The sequence below is a fragment of the Kitasatospora sp. NE20-6 genome, assembly GCF_045862635.1.
In genome coordinates this window covers 39,537-63,182 of sequence record NZ_BPRL01000028.1, presented here as the reverse complement: position 1 = coordinate 63,182, position 23,646 = coordinate 39,537, and the positions used below count along the sequence as shown (strand labels likewise).

At 74.7% G+C, this 23,646-nt stretch carries 13 protein-coding genes; 8 read left to right on the top strand and 5 right to left on the bottom strand.

What is annotated here, in order from left to right:
- Positions 1-379: 379 nt before the first annotated feature.
- Positions 380-1,573, bottom strand: a complete 1,194-nt coding sequence (locus SNE206_RS20895) for a HEAT repeat domain-containing protein (protein ID WP_407914968.1) — start codon at positions 1,571-1,573, stop codon at positions 380-382.
- A 245-nt stretch (positions 1,574-1,818) separates the two neighbouring features.
- On the opposite strand from SNE206_RS20895, the gene SNE206_RS20890 reads away from it, so the two are divergent.
- The gene (locus SNE206_RS20890; RefSeq protein ID WP_407914967.1) at positions 1,819-2,253 is read left to right on the top strand and encodes a hypothetical protein; all 435 of its coding nucleotides are present in this window, start codon (positions 1,819-1,821) and stop codon (positions 2,251-2,253) included.
- Between the two features lie 107 nt (positions 2,254-2,360).
- Here SNE206_RS20890 and SNE206_RS20885 read toward each other — a convergent pair whose 3' ends face one another.
- The gene (locus SNE206_RS20885) at positions 2,361-2,678 is read right to left on the bottom strand and encodes a DUF6193 family natural product biosynthesis protein (protein ID WP_407914966.1); all 318 of its coding nucleotides are present in this window, start codon (positions 2,676-2,678) and stop codon (positions 2,361-2,363) included.
- Positions 2,679-2,760: 82 nt separating this feature from the next.
- Between SNE206_RS20885 and SNE206_RS20880 the strand changes: the two genes are divergently transcribed.
- Positions 2,761-3,243, top strand: a complete 483-nt coding sequence (locus tag SNE206_RS20880) for a hypothetical protein (RefSeq protein ID WP_407914965.1) — start codon at positions 2,761-2,763, stop codon at positions 3,241-3,243.
- A gap of 259 nt (positions 3,244-3,502) precedes the next feature.
- Here the strand turns inward: SNE206_RS20880 and SNE206_RS20875 are convergent, their stop codons facing one another.
- The gene (locus SNE206_RS20875; RefSeq protein ID WP_407914964.1) at positions 3,503-4,249 is read right to left on the bottom strand and encodes an MBL fold metallo-hydrolase; all 747 of its coding nucleotides are present in this window, start codon (positions 4,247-4,249) and stop codon (positions 3,503-3,505) included.
- A gap of 105 nt (positions 4,250-4,354) precedes the next feature.
- Entirely contained in the window at positions 4,355-5,329 is a 975-nt protein-coding gene (locus SNE206_RS20870; protein WP_407914963.1) for a GlxA family transcriptional regulator, read from the bottom strand.
- Positions 5,330-5,339: 10 nt separating this feature from the next.
- Here SNE206_RS20870 and SNE206_RS20865 point away from each other — a divergent pair, with 10 nt between their 5' ends.
- The 3 genes from SNE206_RS20865 to SNE206_RS20855 all read left to right on the top strand — a co-directional run bounded on the left by SNE206_RS20865 (position 5,340) and on the right by SNE206_RS20855 (position 7,650).
- Positions 5,340-5,603 (top strand): hypothetical protein, encoded by a 264-nt coding sequence (locus SNE206_RS20865; protein ID WP_407914962.1) that lies wholly within the window; start codon positions 5,340-5,342, stop codon positions 5,601-5,603.
- 263 nt (positions 5,604-5,866) lie between these two features.
- Complete coding sequence (locus SNE206_RS20860; RefSeq protein WP_407914961.1) at positions 5,867-6,367, top strand: MarR family winged helix-turn-helix transcriptional regulator; 501 nt, start codon at positions 5,867-5,869, stop codon at positions 6,365-6,367.
- The gene (locus SNE206_RS20855) at positions 6,358-7,650 is read left to right on the top strand and encodes an MFS transporter (RefSeq protein WP_407914960.1); all 1,293 of its coding nucleotides are present in this window, start codon (positions 6,358-6,360) and stop codon (positions 7,648-7,650) included. Before SNE206_RS20860 ends, SNE206_RS20855 begins: the two co-directional genes overlap by 10 nt.
- Positions 7,651-7,699: 49 nt before the next feature.
- Here SNE206_RS20855 and SNE206_RS20850 read toward each other — a convergent pair whose 3' ends face one another.
- Positions 7,700-10,588: a peptidoglycan-binding domain-containing protein gene (locus SNE206_RS20850; RefSeq protein ID WP_407914959.1), complete on the bottom strand. Its 2,889-nt coding sequence runs from the start codon at positions 10,586-10,588 to the stop codon at positions 7,700-7,702.
- Between the two features lie 135 nt (positions 10,589-10,723).
- On the opposite strand from SNE206_RS20850, the gene SNE206_RS20845 reads away from it, so the two are divergent.
- The 3 genes from SNE206_RS20845 to SNE206_RS20835 all read left to right on the top strand — a co-directional run bounded on the left by SNE206_RS20845 (position 10,724) and on the right by SNE206_RS20835 (position 23,634).
- Positions 10,724-14,269, top strand: coding sequence for a DUF6603 domain-containing protein (locus SNE206_RS20845; protein ID WP_407914958.1), 3,546 nt, complete (start codon positions 10,724-10,726; stop codon positions 14,267-14,269).
- A 111-nt stretch (positions 14,270-14,380) separates the two neighbouring features.
- Complete coding sequence (locus tag SNE206_RS20840; protein WP_407914957.1) at positions 14,381-19,126, top strand: hypothetical protein; 4,746 nt, start codon at positions 14,381-14,383, stop codon at positions 19,124-19,126.
- Complete coding sequence (locus SNE206_RS20835; RefSeq protein WP_407914956.1) at positions 19,123-23,634, top strand: hypothetical protein; 4,512 nt, start codon at positions 19,123-19,125, stop codon at positions 23,632-23,634. The genes SNE206_RS20840 and SNE206_RS20835 overlap by 4 nt, the downstream gene beginning before the upstream one ends.
- The last annotated feature ends 12 nt before the right edge of the window (positions 23,635-23,646 follow it).

Below are 23,646 nucleotides of genomic sequence, written 5' to 3'. Positions count from 1 at the left end.
GCTGAGGCCGGCCGGGGCAAGGCGCTCCCCTGGTCACGCGGTGGTGGGTTGCCGGGTGAGATCGAGTGGGAGCCGGGCGGCACGGCCTCCGGGCGGCCTGGACGACCCGGCCCGGCTCCAGGCCACTGACCACCTGTACACGTCGTCCTGCAGACATGGCAGGGCGGCAGCCGAGGCGGCGGCGCCCGCACCTGGCCTGTCCGGTGTGCCCCGGTTTGCTGGGAAAGTCCTGCCTGTTTGCCCGGGTGTCGGGGCTCTGCGGTCGGACCTGGGACGGTGACCCGGCTCATCGAAGTTTGACCGCTGCTCAGTGATCTCCGACAGGCGATCTTGACTGACGCGAGGTTTCTGCCACTTGATCGTGACCGGTGACGGGCCGTCAGTGGCCCTGGGTCGTTGTTTCGACTGTTTTGGCGCGCACGCGCAGCAGGTGGTGCATGTCGGAGAGGCGACCCCAGCCAGGGCTGTTCATGTTCTTGATGCCGGAGCGGATCTTGTCGAGGGCTGACAGGCCGCGTTCGTCGTCGCGCAGGGCGAGTCCGGCGGCGGCTTCGAGCCTGGCGTCGAAGTACGGGTCCGCCAAGTGGGCGGCGAAAACGGCGCGCAGTTCCGGGGTGTCGAGGGCGGATGTGGCGAGCTTGCCGAGCGCGTTCGTCCGGATCGTCGGCGTGGAGTCGTCGGTCAAGTGCATCAGGGCCGCGAGGGCTTCCTCGTGCTTGGCGGTATTGGTGTGGAGGAACGTGGAGACGCCCGCCCGGACGCGCGGGTCGGTGTGGCGGGCGTGGGCCAGGATCGCCGCGACCGTGTCGGAGGAGGAATAGGAGGAGTAGGCGGCGATGGCGGTGGCGAGGGTGCGCGGGTCCTGCTCGCTGTCCAGCAGCGGGCGCAGGAAGTCCTCCGCCTCGCGGGCGAAGGGGAGTTCGGCGTCGTTCTCCTGTTCCACGTCGAAGCTGAACGCGATTGCCAGGTACCCCATCGTGTCGAGGCCGAAGCGCCTGCGGTCGAGGTCGGATGCGTCCTGGGCGGCTTCGAGGGCCCAGTCGAAGGTCTCCCGGCTGGTCCGGCGCCCCAGGTGGAAGACCGAGGTGAACCAGTCGTCGTGGTCGGGGTCGGCATGTACCAGGGCGCGGGCCATCAGCTCGTCCGGCGAGCGGTGGATGCCCAGTTCGGCTTCCAGAGCGGTGATGACCGCCCGGTGTGCGGGCGGCGGCTCGCTCGCGGCCCCCACCCCGGACGCGAGGGCTTCCTGTGCGATGCGCAGCGCCCGCCGGTGCGGGCTGTCGCTGCTCAGCGGGTCGCGGCTGCGGGACAGCAGGGCTTGCAGCACCCAGTACCGGCCGTTCTCCGCTGCCCATGTCACGGGGTCCACGCCGTCGTCCCAGGGGCGGGTCACGTCCACGTCCCAGACGACCAGATAGTCTACGACCCTCTGGCGTCCGGCCCTCGCGGCAGCGGCCAGCAGGGCGACGGCATCATCGCCGGCCAGGTCGTCCGCGGTGGCGTCATACAGGAGTTCGAGCGTCGCGTCGTCGTCTTCGAGTTCGACAGCAGCCAACAGCAAGGGCAGGTTCACCGGCCGATTGTGCCTGCATGCGGGACAGTGGTGCGAGCGAAATTTCGACAAGCCCCAGCGCTGTCCACGGCTTCCGTGGAGTGGGTTGCCAGTCCCCGAAACAGTCAAGGTCGCGTGGCAATCGGTCAAGATCACATGCCACCTGCCACCTGCCACCGATCTCACCGAAGTTCGACCGGCGTTTCGGTGAAGCCAACTCGAAACGCGGATGCGCCGTCACCAGGGCGTCTGCCATCCTCAGGCCTGTGCCAGCTCGTAACCGCCGTCTGCCGCGTCACCTGTCGTGGCCACTCACGTCGACGGACGTCCACTCCGTTCTCGGCGGGTTGCCGGCGGATGCCGTCAGCCTGAGCTTCGACGAGCGCCCCTGGGGAGACGAGACCCTCCTGCACGCCGGGTGGATCCCCCCGATCTCCTCGAACTACGGCGGTGGGCTGCCCTCCGCCTGGTGGTCGAGCGTGCGGATCACCGTCGCCCCGACCCTGGGCATCGAACGGGCTGCGGCCCGCAAGGTCCTGCGCGAGCACGCACTTCCCGAACTCCGGGACTGGGTGGACGGCGCCCGGCAAGCCCCCGAAGCATGGGCCCTGACCCGGCACAGCATCTCCTGGGGCCTCGTGGACCGCGGTCTCGCCCGCCGCCACGACCAGGAGCCGTACCAGCAGGTCAAACTTCACTGAGACGGGTCAACAGGTGATTGTCCTCCGAGGAGCGACCTTGACGAACAGTCAGATGGGTTGACCGGCCTCACTGCTCTGCGGCCGGGCTCAGGCTGTGGCTGGACAGCTCAGTCGGTGCCGCTGCCCGACGGGGCCACGACCCGTCGAAGGCTGGCCCGCAGCCGTGGGGAAGGTGGGCCATTGCCGGCGCGGCCGCCTCTTACCGTGGACAGCGCGCTACCCGCGATGAACGGCAGGTCGTTGTTCCAAGGGAACTGCGTGTTCCTGTGGAAGCTGAGGCACTCGTGGCTCGGGAACGGGAACAGGGCCCGCAGCCGCGGTTCGGCGCAGGCGGCTTCCATGACCGCAGGGTTCCTCCTTCGCACCGTGGGATCACCCTCCGACATCAGCCGCCAGGTCTTCTCAACAGCTGTCTCCTCAGCCATCCCGAGATCGTGACGGCCGCTCTAGGGCGGCGTTTGAGATCCGGCGGAGGGGCTGGCGGACTGCGCCGATAGCCTCCTCTCCATGAACACCGTGCTGGATTCGATGATCTCTTTCGCGGCCACCGGTGAGATCGGCGCGTTCAGACTCGGCATGTCCGGCGAGGAGGCGGATCTCCTTCTGGGTGGTGGGACCGATCTGGCCACGCCAGCACTGCCGAGCCCCGGTGGAGCAGTCGGTTTCAAGGACGGCAGTCTGGAGATGTGGGTTGATCCTGACCTGACGGTGTTCCTGCTCGGATTCGACGCGGTGGACGTCCAGGGCCGGTTCGCAGCGCCCTCTCGCATCGGCGTGGCCGGCCGGGCGGTGATCCAGGCCCCGAGTCGTGAGGCAGTCCTCGACCGACTCGATCAACTCGGCTGCGCATGGCGCCGCGACGATACCCTGACCTTCGATGACCAGTTCGCCGTCCGGACGGAAGCCGACGTCTCCATGGTCTTTACCCGGCCCGGGCCTTCGGCGAATGAGTGGGTACTCGCCAGCCTTTACAGGTCGGCAAGCCGTTAATGGTGCGGTGATGTGGGCGCGGGGCCCCAGGGACCGGAGCGGGTGGCAGGTCGGCCTCGGGTGAGGCGGCGGATCGTGATGCCGATCGTGGCCCAGCGGGTCATGGTCTCAAAGTGGGCGGGGCCGGTCTCGTAGTCGCGGGCAAGGCGGCGGTGGGCGGTGAGCCACGAGAAGCCGCCGGGCCGCCGAGCCGTCGGGCCGTTGCGGTCGGCGTCGGGGCCGCCCGGTGTCGCCCGGTGTCGTACGGCGTGACGGTGCGTCACTCACTTCGCGTGGTGAGGCGCCCGGCGGCTTCGAGGGGTGCGAGGCGGTGGTGCTCCCGATCGGCCCACTGCCGTACTCGGCCGGGGTCGAGCGGGGTGCCGTGGCCGACGTGGAGGGCGGTGGGGTTGAGGGCGAGCATCTGGCGGAGGCTGGTGAGGTTCTGCCGGGGGTCGTCGTGGAAGGGCGGGTTGGCGGGCTTGCCGGGGACGAGGCCCATGAAGGAGTTGGCGATCAGGTCGCCGGCGACGAGGTCACCGTCGTCGGTCAGGACGGAGACCGATCCGGCGGTGTGGCCGGGGGTGGGCATGATGCGCGCCGCGAGGCCGAAGTCCTCAAGGCTCGTCTCGCCGCGGATGAGCACGCCGGGTTCGAAGGGTTCGGCCCGGACATGGAGGTTCTTGTTGCGGGCCAGGAGGCGGCCCATCGGGCCGGTGGGCAGGTAGGGCTCGCGGGCCCGGCCGGAGCGGTACGGTCCGAGGTCGGCGATGTGGCCGGCGACGGGTGCGCCGGTGAGCCGGTGCAGTTCGGCGGCGGAGCCGAAGTGGTCGATGTGGCCGTGGGTGATGACGATCAGTGAGATGTCGGCGGGGTCGACGCCGTGGGCGGTGATCCGGTCGAGGATCCTGCGGCCGCTGCCGGGGGTTCCCGCGTCGACGACGACGGGGCGGCGGCCGAGCAGCAGGTAGGCGTTGATGCTGTGCCGGCCCATGACCGGGATCGGGACGACCTTCGTGCGGGGCATGACTTCCTCCGGGATGTGCTGGTCGATGCCACGCCGTGCGGGCATGGCGAAGCCCGGCCGGTGCGGCAGTGCGTGCCGGTCGGCAGGTGGTGCGGGTGGGCCGGGTCAGAAGCGGCGGCGGTACTCGGCCGGGGTGGTACCCAGCCGCCGCCGGAAGACGCGGTGCAGCGTCTCCACGGAGCCCAGGCCGCTGGCGGTTGCGACCTCGGGCAGGCCCCGGTCGCTGTCCTCCAGCAGTCGCCGGGCGGCCTCCAGCCTGGCCGCCTCCACGTAGGCGGCCGGTGTCGTGGACGTGCGCCGGTGGAACAGTCGGGTGAAGTGGCGCGTGCTCAGGTGCGCCCGGGCCGCGAGGGCTTCGAGGGAGAGGTCCTCGACGAGGTGTTCGGCGATCCACCTCCGCAGCTCGTCGATCCGGTCGTCCGAGGAGCTCTGGACGGAGAGTGGAACGCTGAACTGGCTCTGGCCGCCGGAGCGTTTGACGTACATCACCATCATCCGGGCCGTCGCGAGCGCGAGGTCCTGACCGCGGTCCTCGGCGACCATGGCCAGAGCCATGTCCATCCCCGAGGTGACGCCGGCGCAGGTCCACACCCGCCCGTCCCGGATGAAAATCGGATCGGGATCAACCCGGACGCCGGGATGTTCGGCGGCCAGTCGGCCTGCGGTGAGCCAGTGGGTCGTGGCGGGCCGGCCCTCCAGCAGCCCGGCGGCGGCCAGCAGGTGAGCTCCCGCGCAGACCGATCCGATCCGCAGGGCCCGGGGTGCAGCACGGCGCAGCCAGTCGGTGACCTCGTGGTCGATCACCGGCTCCACGCCGCCGTCGACGAGTTCGATCGCCCCCGACACCAGCAGGGTGTCGACCGGGCCGGTCACGTCGTCGAGGGCCAGGTCGGCCATCAGCCGGACGCCGCTGGAGGTGGTCACCGGGCCGCCGTCGGGCGTCGCGATCCGTACGAGGTAGCCGGGCCGCTCGGCTCCGGCGACCCGGGAGGCGACGGAGAACACCTCGGCCGGTCCGGTGGCATCCAGCAGCTCGATGCCGGGGAAGGCGACGATCACGACGCGGTGCGGTGGGGACATGCCCTGATCCTTGCGCTCGATCCGTCATGGCTGCAACGACCAGGATCTGTCACATCAAGCCATCGAGGAGAGTCTCGCCGGCGACCACCGGCCCGTCATCGGCTTCGAGGCCCGTGAGACCGGCCGATCCCGCGCCGACCGGACCTGCGGCTGCCCGGTGCCGGTCGCCTCCCTGCCCGACCGCACGGCCCGCGCCCGGTGCTTCCCCGCCCGGATCGTGGAGGCCGCCGCGCCGGAGTGCACCGCCCGGGCGCTCGACCCGCTGTTCACCTGACCCGGCACGCCACTTGCCGCTGACAGCGCTGCTCGACGTGCAGCTCTCCGGTCGGATCAGCACGACAACTGCCGCCGAATCGGCGAGGTGTCCGACGGCTGGTGACCGTTCGGCGAGCGCCGCACAGGAAGCCCGGCGGCTCGGGGGCCGTCAACCCGGGGGCCGTCAACTCGGGGGCCGTCAACTCGGGGTCCGGACCGTCGAACCCGCGATGCGGCCGTAAAAGCAACAGTACTTATATAAGTACTGTTACGATACCTCGCATGGCCGACCCCCGTGCACTCGACCCGACGCAGCAGAGCCGCTGGCGGCCCCTGCGTCTGCTCCAGGCGTCGATGGACGCCGACATCGCCCAGGTCTACTCCGGGCAGCAGATCGACGGGCTCAAGCCCAGCTTCGTCATGGAACTGCTCCGGCTCCACGCCTGCGGGCCCATGACCATCGCGGAACTGGCCGAGTCGGTGCAGCGCACGCATTCGGCGCTCAGTCAGAAAGTCGCCGCGATGCGCAAGGCCGGCTGGGTCCAGACCGTGGTGGGCGACGACGCGCGCACCAGGAAGGTGACGCTCACCGACAAGGCCCGCGGCGTCGTGGATCGTCTGGCGGCGGAATGGCGGGCCACCGAGGCCGCCCTCGCCGACCTGGAGGCCGAGGTTCCCTACCCGCTCTCCCGGGTCGTCACCGACATCGAGCGGGCTCTGGAGCGCAAGAGCTTCCACGACCGGATCGCCGAGAAGCTGGCGGAGGATCCCGCATGGAGCTGAGACGGATGCTGATCGACGTGACTCCGTTACGGTCGTCACCACCGTTCCGGCGGTTGTGGATCGGGCAGACCCTGTCCGCTTTCGGCGGCCGGATGACGCTCGTCGCCGTCATGTTCCAGGTCTGGCAGATGACGGAGAGTCCCACGTGGACGGGTGCCGTCGGGCTGGCCCAGGCGGTTCCGCTCGTCGCGCTCGGGCTGTTCGCCGGATCGCTCGTCGACCGGGTGGACCGCCGGAAGTTCTACCTGCTCGCGATCGGCGGACAGGCCGTGTGCTCGCTCCTCCTCGCATTCCAGGGCTTCCTCGGGCACGTTCCCGCCGCCGGCGTTCTGGGGCTGGTCGCGCTCCAGTCCTGCTTCGGCGCAGGCAGCGGCCCCGCCTCGCGCACCTTCGTTCCGCACCTCCTGCCCGAGCACCAACTGGCCGCGGGTCTGGCGCTGAGACGCATCGCCTTCCAGGGCGCGATGCTGTTCGGTCCCGTACTGGGCGGATCGATCGCGGGCGGGCCGGGAGTCGGCGTCTGCTACCTGATCGACGCCCTGACCTTCATCGCCGCACTCCACGGCGCATCCGGCCTGCCGCGGACGGACCCCGGGGACGAGCCCGCACGGTCCGGCCTGCGCGGAGTGCTGGACGGCCTGGCCTTCCTGGCCCGCACCCCCGTCATTCGCGGGGCCCTGCTCACGGACCTGGCCACCACCGTGCTGTCGATGCCCATCAGCCTGTTCCCCCTGGTCAACGCCGAACGATTCGGCGGCAACCCCCGCACTCTCGGACTGTTCCTCACCGCCGTCGCCGTCGGCGGCGTTGCAGCGTCGCTCTTCTCCGGAACCTTCACCCGGTTCCCCCGCCCCGGCCTGGTCATGCTTGGCGGATCCGCCACCTGGGGCGCAGCGTTGACACTGTTCGGCCTCCTGCCCGACCCATGGGCCGGTCTGGCCCTCCTCGTCGTGGCCGGCGCCGCCGACACCGTCTCCGTCGTCTCCCGGAGCACCGTCGTCCAGATGCACACCCCGCACGAACTGCTCGGCCGCGTCAGCGCTGCTGAGCAGATCGTCGGGCAAGCGGGACCTGATGTCGGCAACATGCGCGGTGGTCTCGTCGCGGACGCCACCTCGGGAGCAGCGGCCATCGTCAGCGGTGGCCTGCTGTGCCTCGGTGCCGTAGTCCTGGTGAGCGCCACCACGACAGACCTGCGCAACTCCTCCGCACCGCACCGTCCGCACCCGTCCGCGCACCCGGCCGGGCACCCAGCGGGGCTTCCGGCCGCAGCCGGCCCATGAGTCCTGCTCCGAGGCGCGCAGCCACCCGCTGCCGCGGCAGCGGTGGCCGTCAGGGTTGCACCAGGGACCTCGCCTGGTCGGAGAGGCGGCCGTAGTGGGCGTCGTTGTACTCGACGGCGAGGCGGACGCTGTTCTGGAAGGCGCCGTCGGTCGTGGCGTTGTCGATGAGCCACCGGGCCAGGGCCTGCTGCCGGGCGTCGGCACCCGCGGCCGGAAGTCCGTCGATCACGACGCGTCCCGTGCCGTGGACGGCCTCGTAGGCGCTGCGGGCCGCGTTCACGGCTCCGTTCGCGCCGATGATCTGGTTCGGGCGGTTGACGTGCCAGCGCAGCAGCGCGGCCACCGCCTGCTCGCTGGTGAACACGTCGCCGAACGTCGCCACCGAGCCGTCCGCCCGGAAGGGGCCGGTGTCCTCCGGGCCGGCGGCGGTCTGGAAGGCGCGGCCGAGCAGGGTGCGCAGCCGGATCAGGGCGAACCGGTACTGGGCGTACTGGAACCGCCGGCTGGTGCGGGCGACCGAGAGCAGCCGGTGCAGCACCCGCCAACTGCGGTACCAGTCCAGCAGGTAGGCGTCCTTGACGCCGCCGCCGTCGGCCGGGGTGAACGGCAGTGCCAGGTACGGCTGGAGCACTCCGTCCTCGTCGTGCAGGCCGTACATGGCCAGTGTGCCGGTGAGTTTGGCGCGGTTGACCGAGTCCGGCGGCTGGGTGTCGTCCCAGCCCTCGGCGATGCCTACGCCCCAGGAGCCGAAGTCCCGTTCGTAGTCCTGCGGGTAGTGGGTGCGGTAGTGGCTGAGCATCGCCGGCAGCTCCCACCGGCCGTTGGGGCCGAGGGTCCAGTGGTACATGCCCATGGACAGGCGGGCGATGTCCCAGCAGTTGTGGACGTCGAAGTACCCGTACATCTCGACCTTGGCGATGGCCCGTACGACGCGGTACTGCGAGACGACGACGGGAAGGGCGGGGGACGGCGGGACGTCCGGGTCGCCGCAGGTGTACGGGGTCATCTCGGCGCCCGCCCAGGTGCGCCGGATCGCCTTGTTCGGCATCTGGACCGGTCCGCCGGTGCCCTCGGGGGTCCAGGAGCCGAGCACCACGGGGTCGTTGCCCTGGGCGCCGAGTTCGGGTGCGGGGGTCGCGCCCCTCTCGGCGGCCTCGAACCACTGGCGGCGCAGGCCGTCGACCGCGCAGAGCACCAGCGAGGAGTCGGTGACCTGGTTCCACGTCCACACGTCGTCGTGGACCACGACGCCCAGGCCGGCGCTGCTGTAGCGGTGGGAGCGCACGCGCAGCGGGTTGAGCCGCACCGGTGTCGCCGCGGGGTCGGTGAGCCCGGACGCCTCGACCCAGGTGGCCAGGACCTGGGCGGTGTCGTGGTCCAGCACGCCGTTGACCGGCCCTCGGTAGCGCATCCAGGCGAGCTCGTCGGGACGGGGGGCCGGCCCGGCGGGGACGTCCCGGTGGAACTGCGACTGCTGCGCCTCGATCTGGAACTCGCGCAGCGCGACGGCCGTCCGGCCGCCGAAGTCCCCGTCCGCGGCGGTGATCACGGTGAAGCCGAGCGCCATCAGGTCCGTCTGGAGCTGGCGGACGGGGCCGGGCGGGGGAGGGGTGCCGTCGGGGCCGGGGGCGGAGGCCGGGTCCTCGGAGCCGATGGACAGCATCGAACCGCCCCAGCGCTCCAGCGGGTTGACGAGCGGCCAGCCGTTGAGCGCCCAGCCGTCACCGGTCAGGCCGGCCCGGAGCCAGGCGGTGAACCGGTCGGTCACCGCCTGCAGCATCGCCGCGCCCCAGGGGCTGCCCAGTTCGTGGTCGATCTCGCGGTTGATCTCGTTGAAGCCGACCCGGCCGACGAGGGGCAGTTCGCGGACCACGGTGGGCCGGCCCTCGGGGAAGGCGTCGAGTGCGTCGGTGTGGAACGAGGCCCGGCGGTAGCGGGCGGTGTAGAGCAGGGTGTGGACCGCCTCGCGGAGGGCCTCGCGGACGTCGGTCGCCGCGTCGGCGCCCAGCTTGCGGGCGCCGGGACCGCCCGCGGGGTCGTCCTCCTGGTCGATGTCGGGTACGACGCGGGCGAGGAAGAGGTGGAAGCGGTTGTTCGCGTGGACGGCGGAGCGGTCGGCGGGCGGGTGCTCCACGTCGTAGTAGGAGCGCAGCAGGTCGGTGACCGGGGTCCCGGAGTCGTCGTCGAGGTCCTCGAACTCCCGCATCAGGACCACCGCGTCGAGGTCGCCTATCAGGTCGTCGGCCGCGCAGCGGGCGGTGACCGCGGCGTCGAGCCACTTCGTCGGCACCGCGGCGATGACGGCGGGGTCGGCGGACTCGGTGAACGGCGGCTCGGTCACGGGGACCCTCCGCGCGACGGCGTCCCTCCGGACGGTCGTCCGGGTGTCGTTCCACTGCGACCACCAGGAGGCCAGATCGCCCGTCCAGCTGAGCAGGCCCGTCACGTCGGCGAGGCCGTTGTCCACCGCGTGGGCCTTGTACGAGAGGCCGTTGCGCGCCCGGTCGGCGAGCACCCACAGGTGGGAGAGGTCGATGGGCGGCAGGTCGCGGCGGACCCGGATCGCGCCGGTGCGGAAGAGGTTGTCCAGGGTCCGCTGCGGGACGTCCCCGACGGTGACGGGGGCGCCGGCCCAGTCGCTGCCGGTGGTGTCGAGGACGGTGTCGAAGAGGGCGTTGCCGGTGGCCTTGCCGTAGTAGAGCAGGCGGACCCGCTGCACGAACTCGTCCACGTCCCAGTCGGTCGCCCGTTCCAGTTCGGCGAGCCAGGTGAGGTAGTCGGCGAGGTCGACGACGTACCCCTTGTGTTCGCGCCGCAGTGCCACCGGCCCGCCGTACCAGCGCTCCCGGGGGTGGATCCGGCCGACCCGCAGCGTGGCGGCCGTCAGTGCGGTGATGTCGACCGGGGGCGGGGCCGGCGCGGCGGCGGCGGTCTGCATGGTGGCTCCCCATGGTTGCCTGATGTGGCATCAGCTGACTGCAGATCAGTTTGTGGATTTTACAGGCAATCCATGTACTTGTAGGGCACGATGTGAATATGCCGGGGTGGGCTGGTGTGTGATCGAGGGGGATCCATGACGCTTCGGGTGGATCGGGCACTGGCCGAGGCCGCCGTCGAGCTGGTGCGCCCGCTCCTGGCGGCCGCGCGCACCTCCGCCGACGCCGAGCGGCTCTTCGAGACCCTCGACTGGAACCCGCTCGCCGTCACCGGCCTCTCCGAGGCGCTGACGGCCGCCTTCGCCGCCTGCAGGAGTGCCGTCGACCAGGTGGTTCCCCTCGTGGAGAAGGGCCCCGACAGCTTCTCCGACGTCCAGGCCGCCCTGGAGGCGGCCGGGCGGGCCGCCGTCGCCCTGCGCGACGCCGCCCGCGCGTGGAAGCCCCCGGCGGGGATGTCGCCCGAGCTCGCCGCCACACTGGTGGAGACCTTCGTCGAGGACCTGCTCAACGCCCTCTTCGACCGCTGGCTCGAACTGCGCTTCCCCTGGCTGGCCGGCGTCCTGCTGCTGCTCGGCGTCCGCACCCTGCACGTCGAACCCGAGATCAGGATCGGCGCGGCGCCGCCCGTCCGGCGGGCCGCTCCCCGGCCGCGGCTGCACCTGGACCGGCTCGGCCGGGCGCTCACCGAGCCGGCCGAGGTGGTGCGGGAGAACGCCTTCGCCGACGGGACGGCCGCCGTCCAGGTCGCGGACCGGATCGGCCCGCTGGTGGCCGAGGCCGTCCGTCAGCTCGGACTGAACGCCGTGTACGGCATGCCCGCCGCACCCCTGGACGGCACGCTCGCCCCGGACGCCCGCGCCGCGGCCCGGCGACTGCTGCGGGTGTCGCTGGGCGCACCGTTCGGCGACCCGCCCCGCGCGGCCGGCGGGGCCGGCACCGAGGGCCGGGCGGACCTGGCACTGACGGCCGGCCTCGGCGACGGCCCCACCGGCCTCGTCGTGGCCGTCGTCCTGGCCGGGGCGCTGGACGCCCGCCGGACGTCCGGCGACTGGACGGTCGAGGCGGTGCTGCAGGCCGTCGCCCCGGCCCTGCTGATCGACCGGGACTCGGTGACCTTCGCCGCCCCCGACGGGGACGGCGGCACCGGCGAGGTGAGCGGCCGGCTCACCGTCACCGCGGACCCCCAGGACGGCCCGCTGCTCCGGATCGGCCCGGCCACCGGCACCCGGCTGGAGATCGACGGCGTCACCGCCTCGATCGACGCCCGCGCGGCGGCGGGCCAGCCCTTCTCGTTCACCGTGGGCCTGCACACGGGCGGCGCCCGACTGGTGCTCGGCGCCGGCGAGGACCCCTTCCTCGCCCGGGTGCTGCCCGACGAACCGCTGGTGGTCGCCCTGGACCTCGGCGCGGAGTTCAGCCCCGGCACCGGCCTGCGGTTCACCGGCTCGGCCGGCCTGGACCGCACCTTCCCGGTGGCGCTCGAACTCGGTCCGGTCCGCATCCCCCGGGTCCGGGTCCGCTTCGCGGTGGACAGCACCGGCGTCGCCGTGGAGGTCGGCGCGGACCTCACCCTGGCCCTCGGCCCGCTGCTGGTCTCCGCCGCCGACCTCGGGCTGCGGCTGGAAGCGGCCGGCGCCGAGGGCGGCACCGGGAACCTCGGTCCGCTCGCACTGCGCGCCGCGCTCAAACCGCCGACCACCATCGCGCTCAGCGTCGACTCGGGGCCGGTCTCCGGATCCGGCGCACTCACCGTCGACCCCGGCCGGGGCCGCTACGCGGGCGCCGCCCAGCTGCGCATCGACCTCGGCGGCTACGACATCCGGCTGACCGCCCTCGCGGTGATCGACACCCGGCTGCCGGACGGCACCCCGCTGCGCGGCCCAGACGGCTCGGACGGCTGGTCGCTGCTGCTGCTCGCCTCCGGCAGCTGGTCGCCGGGCTGGCAGCTCGGCCTCGGCTTCGCGCTCTCCGGCCTCGGCCTGCTGGTCGGCGTCAACCGGGCGGCCGACCCGGAGGCGCTGCGGGCCGGCGTGAAGACCAGGGCACTGGACGCCCTGCTCTTCCCGGCACCCGCCACCGCGTCCGGCGGCACCGATCCGACGGCCCTGCCCGAAGTCCTGGGCGGGCTGTTCCCGGCCGCCCCCGGCCGCCACGTCGCCGGCGTCATGGCCCGGATCACCTGGGGCCCGCAGCCGCTCGTCACCGCCGACCTCGCGCTGTTCCTGGAGTTCCCGGCGCCGCTGCGAGCCGGGCTCGCGGCGAGGATCACCGCGGCCCTGCCCGACCCGAAGGCGCCCGTGGTCAAACTGCGCATGGACGCCGTCGGCCTGGTCGACCTCGGCACCCGCACCGCCTCCCTGGACGCGGTCCTGGTCGATTCGGCGATCGCCGGGTTCCCGCTCACCGGCGAGATGGCGATGCGCCTGCAGTGGGGCGCCCGGCGGCGGTTCCTGCTGTCGGTCGGCGGCTTCCACCCGCGCTTCACCGACAAGCCGGCGGGCTTCCCGCAGCTGCGCCGGGTCGCCCTGGACCTCGGCCGGGGAGACGACCCGCGCATCCGCGCCGAGGCGTACCTGGCCGTCACCTCCAACACCGTGCAGCACGGCGCGCGGGTCGAACTCAGGGCGTCCAAGGCCGGGTTCACGGTCGAGGGCCAGCTCGGCTACGACGCGCTGATCCAGCTCTCGCCGTTCGCCTTCGAGGTGGACGTGTTCGCCCGGGCCGCCGTCAAGCGCGGCAGCAAGGTGCTGCTGGCGGTCGGCATCGAGCTCAACCTGTCGGGGCCGAACCCGTGGCGGGCCCGGGGCAAGGCCCACTTCAAGATCTGGTTCGTGTCGGTGTCGGTCTCCTTCGACGTCACCTCCGGCACCCGGGCCCGCACCGCGCTGCCGAAGACCGCCGACCCGCTCGCCGACCTGCGCCGGGCCCTGGCGGACCCGGCCTCCTGGTCCGCCTCCGCGCCCGGCTCGGGCCCGGTCACCGTCCGCCAGGTCCGGCCCCGCGCCGGGGAGGTGCTGGTCCACCCGCTCGGCGAGCTCACCGTGTCGCAGCGGGTGCTGCCGCTGGGCGTGGTGATCGAGCGGGTCGGCCCGGACCGGGTGGAGCGCAGGACGGCGTACGACATCGCGGGCGTGAGCTTCGGCACCGGCCGGCAGTCCCGGCCCGGCCCCCTCGGCGCCGCCGTCACGGACGCGTTCGCCCCCGGCCACTTCCTCGAACTCGACGACGCCGCCAGGCTCAGCAGGCCCTCGTTCGAGAACATGCGCTCCGGCTGCCGGATCGGCGCGGCGGGCCTGCGCTGCCCGTCCGGCGGAACCCCGGACGGCGTGCCGCTGACCACCTTCGGCGAGCTCGGCTACCGGACCGTCACCAAGGACGAGCCCGACCCCGCCCTCTCGCCGGCGGCCGGCGAGAGGGGAGGGGCCGCCGCCGCCCGGCTCGAACCGGTCGCGGCAGCGGACCTGTTCACCTTCGCGGCCGGCGCCCCGGCCGCGCCCCGGCCCCGGTTCGCCGCGGCGGGACCGGCTCTGTCCACCGTGCCGGTCCGCCACACCACCCCGGGCGGCCCGGCGTCCGGGGCCGGCTACACCGAGACCGCCCAGGCCGGCGGCGGAGGCCAGCGGGTCGTCACGCTGACGGCGAGCGCGCTGCGGGCAGCCTCCCTGACCGGCGCCCCCGCCTGACGGACCGCCAGGTCCTGCCCACGGCCCCGACCATCCGTGACCGGACCTGTCCGGGCCCCCACCCACCGACGACGCCGTTGCTGCGGCACCGACCATGGCAGGAGACACACGTTGAGCGGAGGGCTTCGGTTCCTGCCCTGGGTGCGTGACGGCCTCGCCGGAGGCGTGGACGGGCAGCCGGACGGCACCGGCGGCGCCAGGGCCGCGACGACCGTCGGGCTCACCCTGACCCGCGGCGGCGAGCCGCTGGACGGCGGCCGCGTCCAGGTGGCCGTGCTCGGACCCGGCGACGTCACCGGGCTCGACCCGGCCCAGATCGTGCGCGCCTTCCCCGCACCCGGCAGCGCCGACGCCGAGACCACCGGCTTCGCCGCCGTCGAGTTCGCCCGGCCCGACCTGCCGTGGATGTTCAGCCCCGGCGCACCGGACACCCGGGGGCGGCTGCGCCCGTGGCTGGTCCTGGTGGTGCTGCCCGAGGACGAGGGCGTCCTGGGCAGCCCGCCGGGGCGGACGCCGGTCCTGTCCTGCCCGGCCGCCTCGCTGCCCGACCTCTCCCGTTCCTGGGCCTGGGCCCACGCCCAGGTGCTGGTCGACGGCGCCGGCCAGGACCCGGCCCAGGTGCTGCGCGACCACCCGGAGCGCGGCTCGGCGCGGCTGCTGTGCCCGCGCCGCCTGGAGGAGGGCGTGCGCTACCTCGCCGCGGTCGTCCCCGCCCACGAGGCCGGCCGCCGCGCCGGGCTCGGCCTGCTCGCCCCCGAGGACGACGGCGGGCCCGCGGCCGACGCCTGGAACCCGTACTCCGGCGCCACCGCGACCCTGCCCGTCTACCACCACTGGCGGTTCACGGCAGGGCCGGAGGGCGACTTCCAGACCCTGGTCGAGCGGCTGACCGCCCGCCCGGCTACCGGCGTCGGCACCCGGCCGCTGGACGTCAGCGGGCCGGCCCCGCTCGCGGTCGACCCGGCGGACCCGGCCGCCCGCACCGTGCTGCCCAGCGCGCTGCGCGCCCCCGGGGAACTGCCCGACTGGCCGTTGCGGGACTCCTGGCGGGCCGCCATGCGGACCGTCCTGTCGGCCACCGACCGGCTCACCCCGCCGCTGTACGGCGGGCCCTACGCGCCGGCCGGGCTGCCCGCCGACGGCGCCGGGCCCGCCTGGCTCGCCACGCTCAACCTGGACCCCCGCTACCGGGCGATCGCCGCCCTCGGCGCCCGGATCGTCCAGGACCACCAGGAGGAGCTGGTCGCCGCCGTCTGGGAGCAGGTCGTCCGGCTGCGCGACGCCAACGAGGTGCTCGGCCGGGCGCAGTTGGCCCGGGACGCCAGTACCGCGCTCTACCGCCGCCGGATCACCGGCACGCTCGGCCGGGCCGCGGCCGGCCTGGCCGCGGCGGCGTCGGCGGGCCTGTCGGACGCGGCGCTGCTGGCGGTCACCCGGCCGGTGCACGACCTGGTGGCCGTGCCGTCCGCCGGCACGACCGGGCTCGCAGCGGGCCCCGGCGGCCCGGCCACGCTTGCCGCGGGCACCGCCGCGGTCGCCGACGTCCTCGCCGAGGGGTCGCCCGCGGTGGCCGCCGCCGTCACGCCGGCCTTCCGCCGGGCCGTCCGCGGCCCGGTGTCGCTGGGCGGCAGGCTCGGCACCACCGCCGACGCGGCCGTCGCCGGACTCGCCGCCCACCTGGTCGACCCGGTGCCCCCGGCCGTGCTGCCCGCCGGTGCGGTCGCCGACCTCGCCCTGCGCGACCCGCGCGGCAACCCCCTCGACCTCGCGCTCTTCGACCCGGGGCTGCAGGCCACGGCCGACGCGTGGTGGAAGCCCCCGGTGCCGCCCGCGCCGCTGCCGCCCGCGAACGGCCCCAGGGTGGCGGCCACCACCTCGGTGGTGGCCGGCCTCGGGGCCGAGTTCGTCCTGGGCAGCGACAACAGCCTGTACGAGCTGGCCCGGGGCAAGTGGCGCCGCCACCCCGCCGAGATGTGGGGCGACGTGTGGGCCCTGGGCGGCGGGCTGGCCGCCGTGCCCGACGACCGCCGGGTGTTCACCCTCGCCTCCGGGATGAGCGGCATGCGCCGGCTGATCGAGCGGCGCTGGGAGGTGGACCGCTGGGTGTGGCGGCCGCACACCGAGGTCAGCGGCTCCTGCGGCGCCCCGACCGTCGCGGCCGGTTCGCTCTGGCTGGTCGTCGGGGACCAGCTGGCCCAGATGAACCTGGCCACCGGGGCCTGGACGTACCACGGCAAGCCCCCGCAGCTCGGAGGCGTCTGGACGATCTGGCTGGACCCCGACCGCGCGCCCGGCGTGTTCGCCGACGGCTCCTCGGTGTTCGTGACCACCCAGTGGGGCACGCTCTACCAGCGCCGTCGCGACGCCGATGGTGTCTGGCGGTGGTACGAGCGGATCACCAAGGACCCCGCCAACCCGGGCGGCCCCGACCTCTACTTCAGCTCCGCCCCGGTGCCGGTGGGCTCCACCGCCGTCCGGCTCACCGAACGCGCCTGGACGGAACAGGCGGTGACCCGCCTGTGGGAGTACCGGCCGTCCGGCGGCTGGATCAACCGGGGCTCGCCGCCCGCCTCGCTCGGGCTGCTCGGCCACGCCCTCGGAGGCTCCGGCGGCAGCGGCGCCAACCACCTCGTGCTGCGCAACGGCGCGGCGGCGACGGTGACCGGCCTGGACACCGGCACGCCCCAGTGGACGACCTACAACATGGGCCTGCCCGACCCCGCGCTGGCCCCGACCGAGGCCAACCCCGCCCAGGGGCTGCTCTTCTGGACGCAGACCGACGGCGCCGTCGTGGTCGGCGGTCCCGGACGCCGCCTCGGCATGGGCCTGGGCTACCCCGCCGACACCGCGGGCCGTGGCGACCTCACGGACTGGCCGACCGCGGACCGCTGGCGGTTCGCCCCACCGGTCGGCGTGTTCGGTTCGCTGGTGGTGGTGCACCTGGACAACCCGGGCGGCCTGAACTACGTCCGCCACCGGGTCGGCCCCGACCTCGGCTTCGACGGCCGGCCGCGCGGCGCCTGGGGCCCGGCCGACCCCCACGCCAGCCCTTCGTTCCACGGCGAGGCGACCGGCCTGGGCATCGCCGTCGCCGACCTGAACGGCAACGGCCGCCCCGACCTGCTGGTGCTGACCGTCGAACCGCAGGCCGACGGCACCCGCCGGGCGGTGTACCGGGTGGGGCGCGACCTGGACGCCGCCGGCTCCGTGACCGGCGGCTGGCTCGGCCCGTACACCGTGCCCGACCCGCTGCCCGCCGTTCAGGCGTGCGACGTCGCACTGGCCGACCTGGACGGCAACGGCCGCCCCGAACTGGTCCTCGCCTACGCCTTCCAGGGCCGCGTCGCCTACCGGGTCGGCTGGTCGCTGGCCGCCGACGGGACCGTCACCGAGGGCTGGGGGCACAGCACCGACGTGCCCTGGCCGTTCACCGCCGAGGTCACCGGCCTCGGCATCGCCGTCACCGACCTGCTCGACGACGACGACTGCGCCGACCTGGTCGTGGTCGCCGCCACCCGCAACGGCACGGCCGACCGCGTCGACCACCGGATCGGACGGCGCGTCAACCGGCGCGGCAGGGTCACCGGCGGCTGGACGGAAGCACTGCCGCTGGGCAGCGAGCCGACCGGCGCCGTGCCCCACCAGGGCCTCGCGGTGACGGTCGCCGACTTCACCGGAAGCCGTCGCCCCGACGTGCTGGTCCTCCGGATCGAGAACCACCCGACCGACAACCGCGGCCTGTTCCGGATCGGCTTCGACCTCGGCAACGACGGCCGGGCCGCGTGGTGGGGCGCCGAGGTCCAGATCCCCGGCTGGTGGGGCTGGGAGAACGCCGGCGCGGGCATCGCCGTCGCCGACCTCGACCCGGCGCTCGTGGCCCGCCGGCAGGCCGTCGCCGAACGCTTCGTCTCGGCCGCGATCCGCCACCAGGCGACGGTCTCCGCCGCGCAGCGCCTCACCCGCAGCACCGCGCCCGCGCCCGTTCCGGTGTCGCAGGCCGCGGCCGCCGTCCGCGCCGCCCTCGACCCGGCCGTCCAGGTCACCGAACGCGCGCTGGCCCGGATCACCCTGGACGGCGCCCCGCCGGCCCCGGCCCCCGGCGGCGACCCGCTGCGCCAGCTGGCCGCGGCCGTCGAGTTCGCCCAGCCCGTGTACGAGCTGCTGCAGGCCCTCGACCCGCAGCAGCTGATGGCGGGCGCCGAACTGCTGCCCGCGGACACCCTGACGATCCTGCAGGCCGACCCCGCCTACCTGGAGGCGTTCCTGGCCGGGCTCAACACCGAGCTGAGCCGGGAACTGCTGTGGCGCGAGGTGCCGGTGGACGGCGGCACCACCTGGTTCCGCACCTTCTGGGACATCCGCGGCGCCCGCCCGGCCGAGGCCACCGACATCACCCCGCTGACCGACTGGACGGGCGGCGAACTCGGTACCCACACCACCGGCGCGGGCGGCCCCGGCGAGGGCGTCTGCATGCTGCTCATCCGCGGCAACCTGCTGGACCGCTACCCCGGCACCGCCGTCACCCTGCGCCGCGCGGCCTGGCAGGCCGGCGCCCGCACCATGCCCGAGGGCGGCGAGGAACGGCTGCCGCTGTTCGGCGCCCGCCTGGGCGCGGACACCCGGCTGCTGTGCTTCCCGGTCACCCCGGAGAAGGCCCGCGGCACCGCCGGGGATCCCGGCTGGTACGTCGCCTTCCGGGAGCCGCCCGCGAGCCTGCGGTTCGGCCTGGACACCGGGGCCGAGGAACCGGCCGACCCCGCCAACTCCGCCCACTACGCCCTCGCGACCCTGCAACTGCCGGTCTGCTACGCCGTGCACGCAAGCGACATGATCCTCCCGGAGGCCGCCCGGTCATGACCACGCCCATCCCAGCCCCGCCGTGGACGATCGGCACCACCCTGCCGCTGGCCCTGCTGCCGGTCCGGGTGGAGACCCGGTTCACCGGAGCGGAGAACGAACAGCTGCGCATCCGGATCTTCCCCGACACCCTGCACGTCGACAGCCACGAGCCGCCGCTCACCGCGGAGGAGGCCGCCGCCGCCCGCCGGTACTGGGAGGACGCCTGGCGGGCCGCCGGCGAACAGGCCCGCCGCACCGAGGCCTGGCTCGGCCTGGTCGCCCTGTTCGGCCCCGGCCGGGCCCGTTGGATCGCCCAGGTGATGGAACCCGACCCGGCGGGCAGGCCGGCCGAGCCGATCCCGCCCGGCGCGCCGCTGCCCACCGCACCCGCCTTCCCCAGCCCCCGGCTGCGCGCGGCCTCCTGGACCAGGGCGGCGGTCGCCCGGCTGCTGCCCGCCCGGTGGTGTGCGGTCGCCGTGACCGGGGAACAGCGGGCCGCCGCGACGTCCGAGCGCCCCGTCCGCCCCGACCTGGTGGTCGGCCTCGACCCGGACGCCGACCTGTCCGCCGTACTGGACGACGCGGCGCCCGTGGACACCGCCACCCGCTGGATGACGGACTACCAGGCGGCCGTCGACGCCGGCATGGCCCTGACCCTCGACCTGCCACCCGCCCTGCGCGAGGGCATCGACCGGCTCCTGGTCTTCGGCGTCTCCCAGCCGCCGTCCCCGACGGCCGGCTCCGACGCCCTCGCCCACCTGCTGGAGGCGCACGCCGCCACCGACGGCCTCGCCCACCTGCCGCCCGGCACGCCCACCAACAACACCGACGGCGCCCGATCCGGCCTCGACCCGGCCGAGCCCGGCCCGCCGGTGTGGCACACCGACACCGTCCCCGACCGGACGACCGAGGCCGGCCGCCTGGCCCGCGCCCTCGGCCTGCCGCTCAGCCACGACCCGGGCGGCCACCTGGCGTCCGCCCGCACCACCCCGCCCCGCCCGGGCGCCCCCACCGCACCGGCCCGCCTCCTGCCCGCCGGGCCCGCCGACACCGAGGCGGCACGCACCGTCCAGGCGGCCACCTGGTCCGCGACCTGGGGGTACTTCCTGCGCCACATGATGGCCGGGGCCGCCACGCCCGCCGACGTGGAGCGGGTGCGCGCCCACTACCTGGACTGGGTCAGGGCCGAAGGGCCGCTCCCGACCCTGCGGATCGGCAACCAGCCCTACGGCGTGCTGCCGGTGATGGAGACCGGCACCTGGGAGCCGCTGCCCGGCGAGAGCGACGACCGGACCGGGATCGCCCTCCTCGCCCGGCTGCGCTCCTCCGTCTGGAAGCCCTCCGTCGACCGGGTGCCCCGGCTCGGCCGGCCCGCCCGGCCGGAGGAGAACCTGGTCGGGATCCTCGGCTCGGGGCCGCGCGCGCTGGAGGTGCGCGCCCGCAGCCTCCTCGGTGAGGAGTACGTCATCTGGCTGTGGCGCTTCCTGCGGCTGAGGCTCGGCAAGGACTGGCGCAGCCACCTGTTCACCGAACCGATGGCGGTGCTGCGCACCCTCGAACTGGCCGGTGAGCCCCCGCTGGGCAGGGCCGTGTTCGCCTCCGGCTCGTACCCGCTGCGCACCCCGCTCGCCGCGCCCGGCACCGGCCCGGGCACTCCCGACGGCTACCTCACCGCACTCGCAGCCCGCGGGCTGCTCCCCGCCGCACTGCTGCACGAGGACCGGGCCGTGCCCCGCCCGCTGCTCCACCGGCTGGCCCGGGCCGCGCTGCTCGACGAGTTCTCACGGGCCGCGGCCCAGCTCGGCGCCGCCGAACCGACCGAATCCCAGCTGATCGACATCGCCGAGGGCGAGACCACCCCGACCCTGGAACGCCGGCTGGCCGGGCCCCGGCCCGCCGGGGCGTCCACCACCGGCCAGGGCGGGCTGCCCCCGGCGTCCTCGGCCACCACCCTCGGCGAGTACCTGGCCCTGGCCCTGCCCACCGACCCGGGCGGCGCACGCCTCGCCGAGCAGCGCGCGGCCCTCGCGGCCGCCGCCGCGCTCACCCCGGAGCAGGCCTCCCGCCACCTGGCCGGTGTCCTCGGACTCGCTTCGCACCGGCTGGACGCCTGGATCACCTCCTTCGCCACCAAACGCCTGGAGACCCTGCGCACCGCCGCCCCCACGGGCCTGCACACCGGAGCCTACGGCTGGGCCCTGGACCTGCGCCCCGCCGTGCGGCGGGCCCCCGTCACCACCCGCCCGCCGTGGGAGAGCGGCCCGCTCACCCACGGCGGCCCCGCCACCGGGTACGTGCTCGCGCCCTCGGTCGGCCAGGCCACCACGGCGGCGGTGCTGCGCAGCGCCCAGCGCTCCCACGGCGGCGAGGCGTTCGCCGTGGACCTGTCCTCGCGGCGCGTCCGGCTGGCCGGCGCCCTGCTCGACGGCGTACGGGCCGGGCGGCCGATCGGAGTGCTGCTCGGCGCCCTGGCCGAACGCGCGCTGCACGAGCACCCGCGCGGCACCATGGACCGCTACCTGCCGACCCTGCGGGCCCTCGCCCCGGCCGAGACCACGGTCGTCGCCCCGGACGGGACCGTCTCCTCCGGCGGCGCCGCCGGAGTGCTCACCGACGGCCTGGCCCTGCACCTGGCCCACCGCGACGGCCGACTGCCGTGGGGCGGGCCCGCACCCGCGCCCCGGCCCGGAGCCCCCGCGCCACTGCCGCTGCCCGCCGGCGGCGAGGACCGCGCCGCACTCGAACAGGTGCTGTCGGTGCTCACCGACGCGGTCGACGCGGTGCACGACAGCCTGCTGGCCGAGGGCGTGCACCAGGTCGTCCAGGGCCGTCCGGAACGGGCCGCCGCCGCCGTCGACCTCCTCGCCCGCGGCGAGGCCCCGCCCGCCGAGCTGGAGTTCGCCCGCAGCCCGCGCAGCGGCGACGCCGTCACCCACCGGCTGCTGCTGGCCGGCAACCAGACCCCGGTCGGCCGGGCCGACTGGCCGGCCGCCACCGGCCACCAGCCGCGCATCCTGGCCGCCGCCGCGGCCGACGCCGTCGCCGCCTCCCTGCTGCCCACCCCGGCCCGGGTGCGGTGCGTCCTGCACTGGGAACCGCAGGACGGCGGCAGCGGGCAGCCGCTGCCGCCCACCGTCGTCAACGACCTCACCTTCGACCGCCTCCAGATCTCCGCGATCGACCACGTCATGGCCCGGCGCAAGGGCCTCGCGGTGGACGACACCGCCGAACTGGAACGCCGGATCGCCGTCGCCGCGTGGGCCGCCGCCCGCCCGGCCGCGTCCGCCGGCCACCCGTACCGGCTGCGCCTGGACTTCGGCCGCCTGCCGTCCTGGCCGGCCGGGGCCGTCTCCGTCACGGAGTTCCTCACCGCGGTCGGCAACGCCCGCGAACTGCTGCTGCGGGCCCGCCCGCTGACCGCCACCGACCTGGTGCCCCCGGGCGAGGAGCCGGCCGCCGACGAGCAGTCGGCCGCCACCGCCGCGCAGGACACGCAGAACCGCGCCGACTTCGCCCTCGAACACCTGCGCTCCACCCTCGCCCAACTGGGCGGCGAGACCGCCCCGGAGATCACCGAGGCGACACTGCCCGCCCTGCGCACCGCCCTCGTCCGGGCCGCCGGCGCCGGCATCGCGGCAGCCGTACCGCCACCCGCAGGCCGGCCCGGCGAGAAGGAGGCCGTCACCCAGTGCACGGCCACCGCCCGGGCCGAGCTGCTGCGCCGCCTGGCCGCCCACGACGCGCTCGTCTCCGCCCACGCAGCCGAACACCCGGCCGGTGCACCCGCCACCGCCCGCGAGCGCACCGAACACCACCGCGACCGCCTCCACGAACTGCTGGACGCCGACCTGCCGGTGCTCCCACCACTGCTCGCCCCGGCCGGCACCGGCCTGGCCGACTCGCTCGCCTCCGCCCCCCTCCAGGGCCGCCCGGGCACCGCGCACCGCTGGCTGCGCCAGTACGGGCGGGTCCGCGGCGGCGCCGCGCGCTGGCAGGACGCCGTCGACTTCGCCGACATGCTCGGCGCACCCCTCGCCGACGCCCCCCGTGAGCGCCTGCGCGTCGCCCAGCTCCCGCACCGCCCCGGCGACGTGTGGTGGGGTGCCGAGAGCACCACCCGGCCGGCCGACTCCGGACGGCTCTCCCTCGTCGTCGGCATCACCACACCGGGACCGCTGGACCTCTCCCGGCAGATCCACGGCCTCGCGCTCGACGAATGGACCGAGACCGTGCCCGCCACCCGGAACACCGCCGCCCTGGCCGTCGAGTACGACGCCCCGGCCGCCGCGCCGCCGCAGACCGTGCTGCTCGCCGTACCGCCGAACCGGCAGGAGGCCGCCTGGTCGCCCGCCGCACTGGAACGGCTGCTGCACCAGACCCTGGACCTGGCCCGCATCCGTGCCGTGGACCTGGACCTGCTGGAGGCGGTCGGCCAGTTCCTGCCCGCCGTGTACCTCGGACTCAACACCGACGGCCTGGCCGTCTCCACCGACCCCGCCGTCGACGCCGCCCCGCCGACCGGCTGACCGACCGGGAGA

Excerpts from the sequence above, each read along its gene's own strand:
- SNE206_RS20885 (WP_407914966.1), bottom strand. The coding sequence starts at position 2,678 with ATGGCTGAGGAGACAGCTGTTGAGAAGACCTGGCGGCTGATGTCGGAG.
- SNE206_RS20845 (WP_407914958.1), top strand. The coding sequence starts at position 10,724 with ATGACGCTTCGGGTGGATCGGGCACTGGCCGAGGCCGCCGTCGAGCTG.
- SNE206_RS20855 (WP_407914960.1), top strand. The coding sequence starts at position 6,358 with ATGGAGCTGAGACGGATGCTGATCGACGTGACTCCGTTACGGTCGTCA.
- SNE206_RS20870 (WP_407914963.1), bottom strand. The coding sequence starts at position 5,329 with ATGTCCCCACCGCACCGCGTCGTGATCGTCGCCTTCCCCGGCATCGAG.
- SNE206_RS20850 (WP_407914959.1), bottom strand. The coding sequence starts at position 10,588 with ATGCAGACCGCCGCCGCCGCGCCGGCCCCGCCCCCGGTCGACATCACC.
- SNE206_RS20875 (WP_407914964.1), bottom strand. The coding sequence starts at position 4,249 with ATGCCCCGCACGAAGGTCGTCCCGATCCCGGTCATGGGCCGGCACAGC.
- SNE206_RS20880 (WP_407914965.1), top strand. The coding sequence starts at position 2,761 with ATGAACACCGTGCTGGATTCGATGATCTCTTTCGCGGCCACCGGTGAG.
- SNE206_RS20860 (WP_407914961.1), top strand. The coding sequence starts at position 5,867 with ATGGCCGACCCCCGTGCACTCGACCCGACGCAGCAGAGCCGCTGGCGG.
- SNE206_RS20835 (WP_407914956.1), top strand. The coding sequence starts at position 19,123 with ATGACCACGCCCATCCCAGCCCCGCCGTGGACGATCGGCACCACCCTG.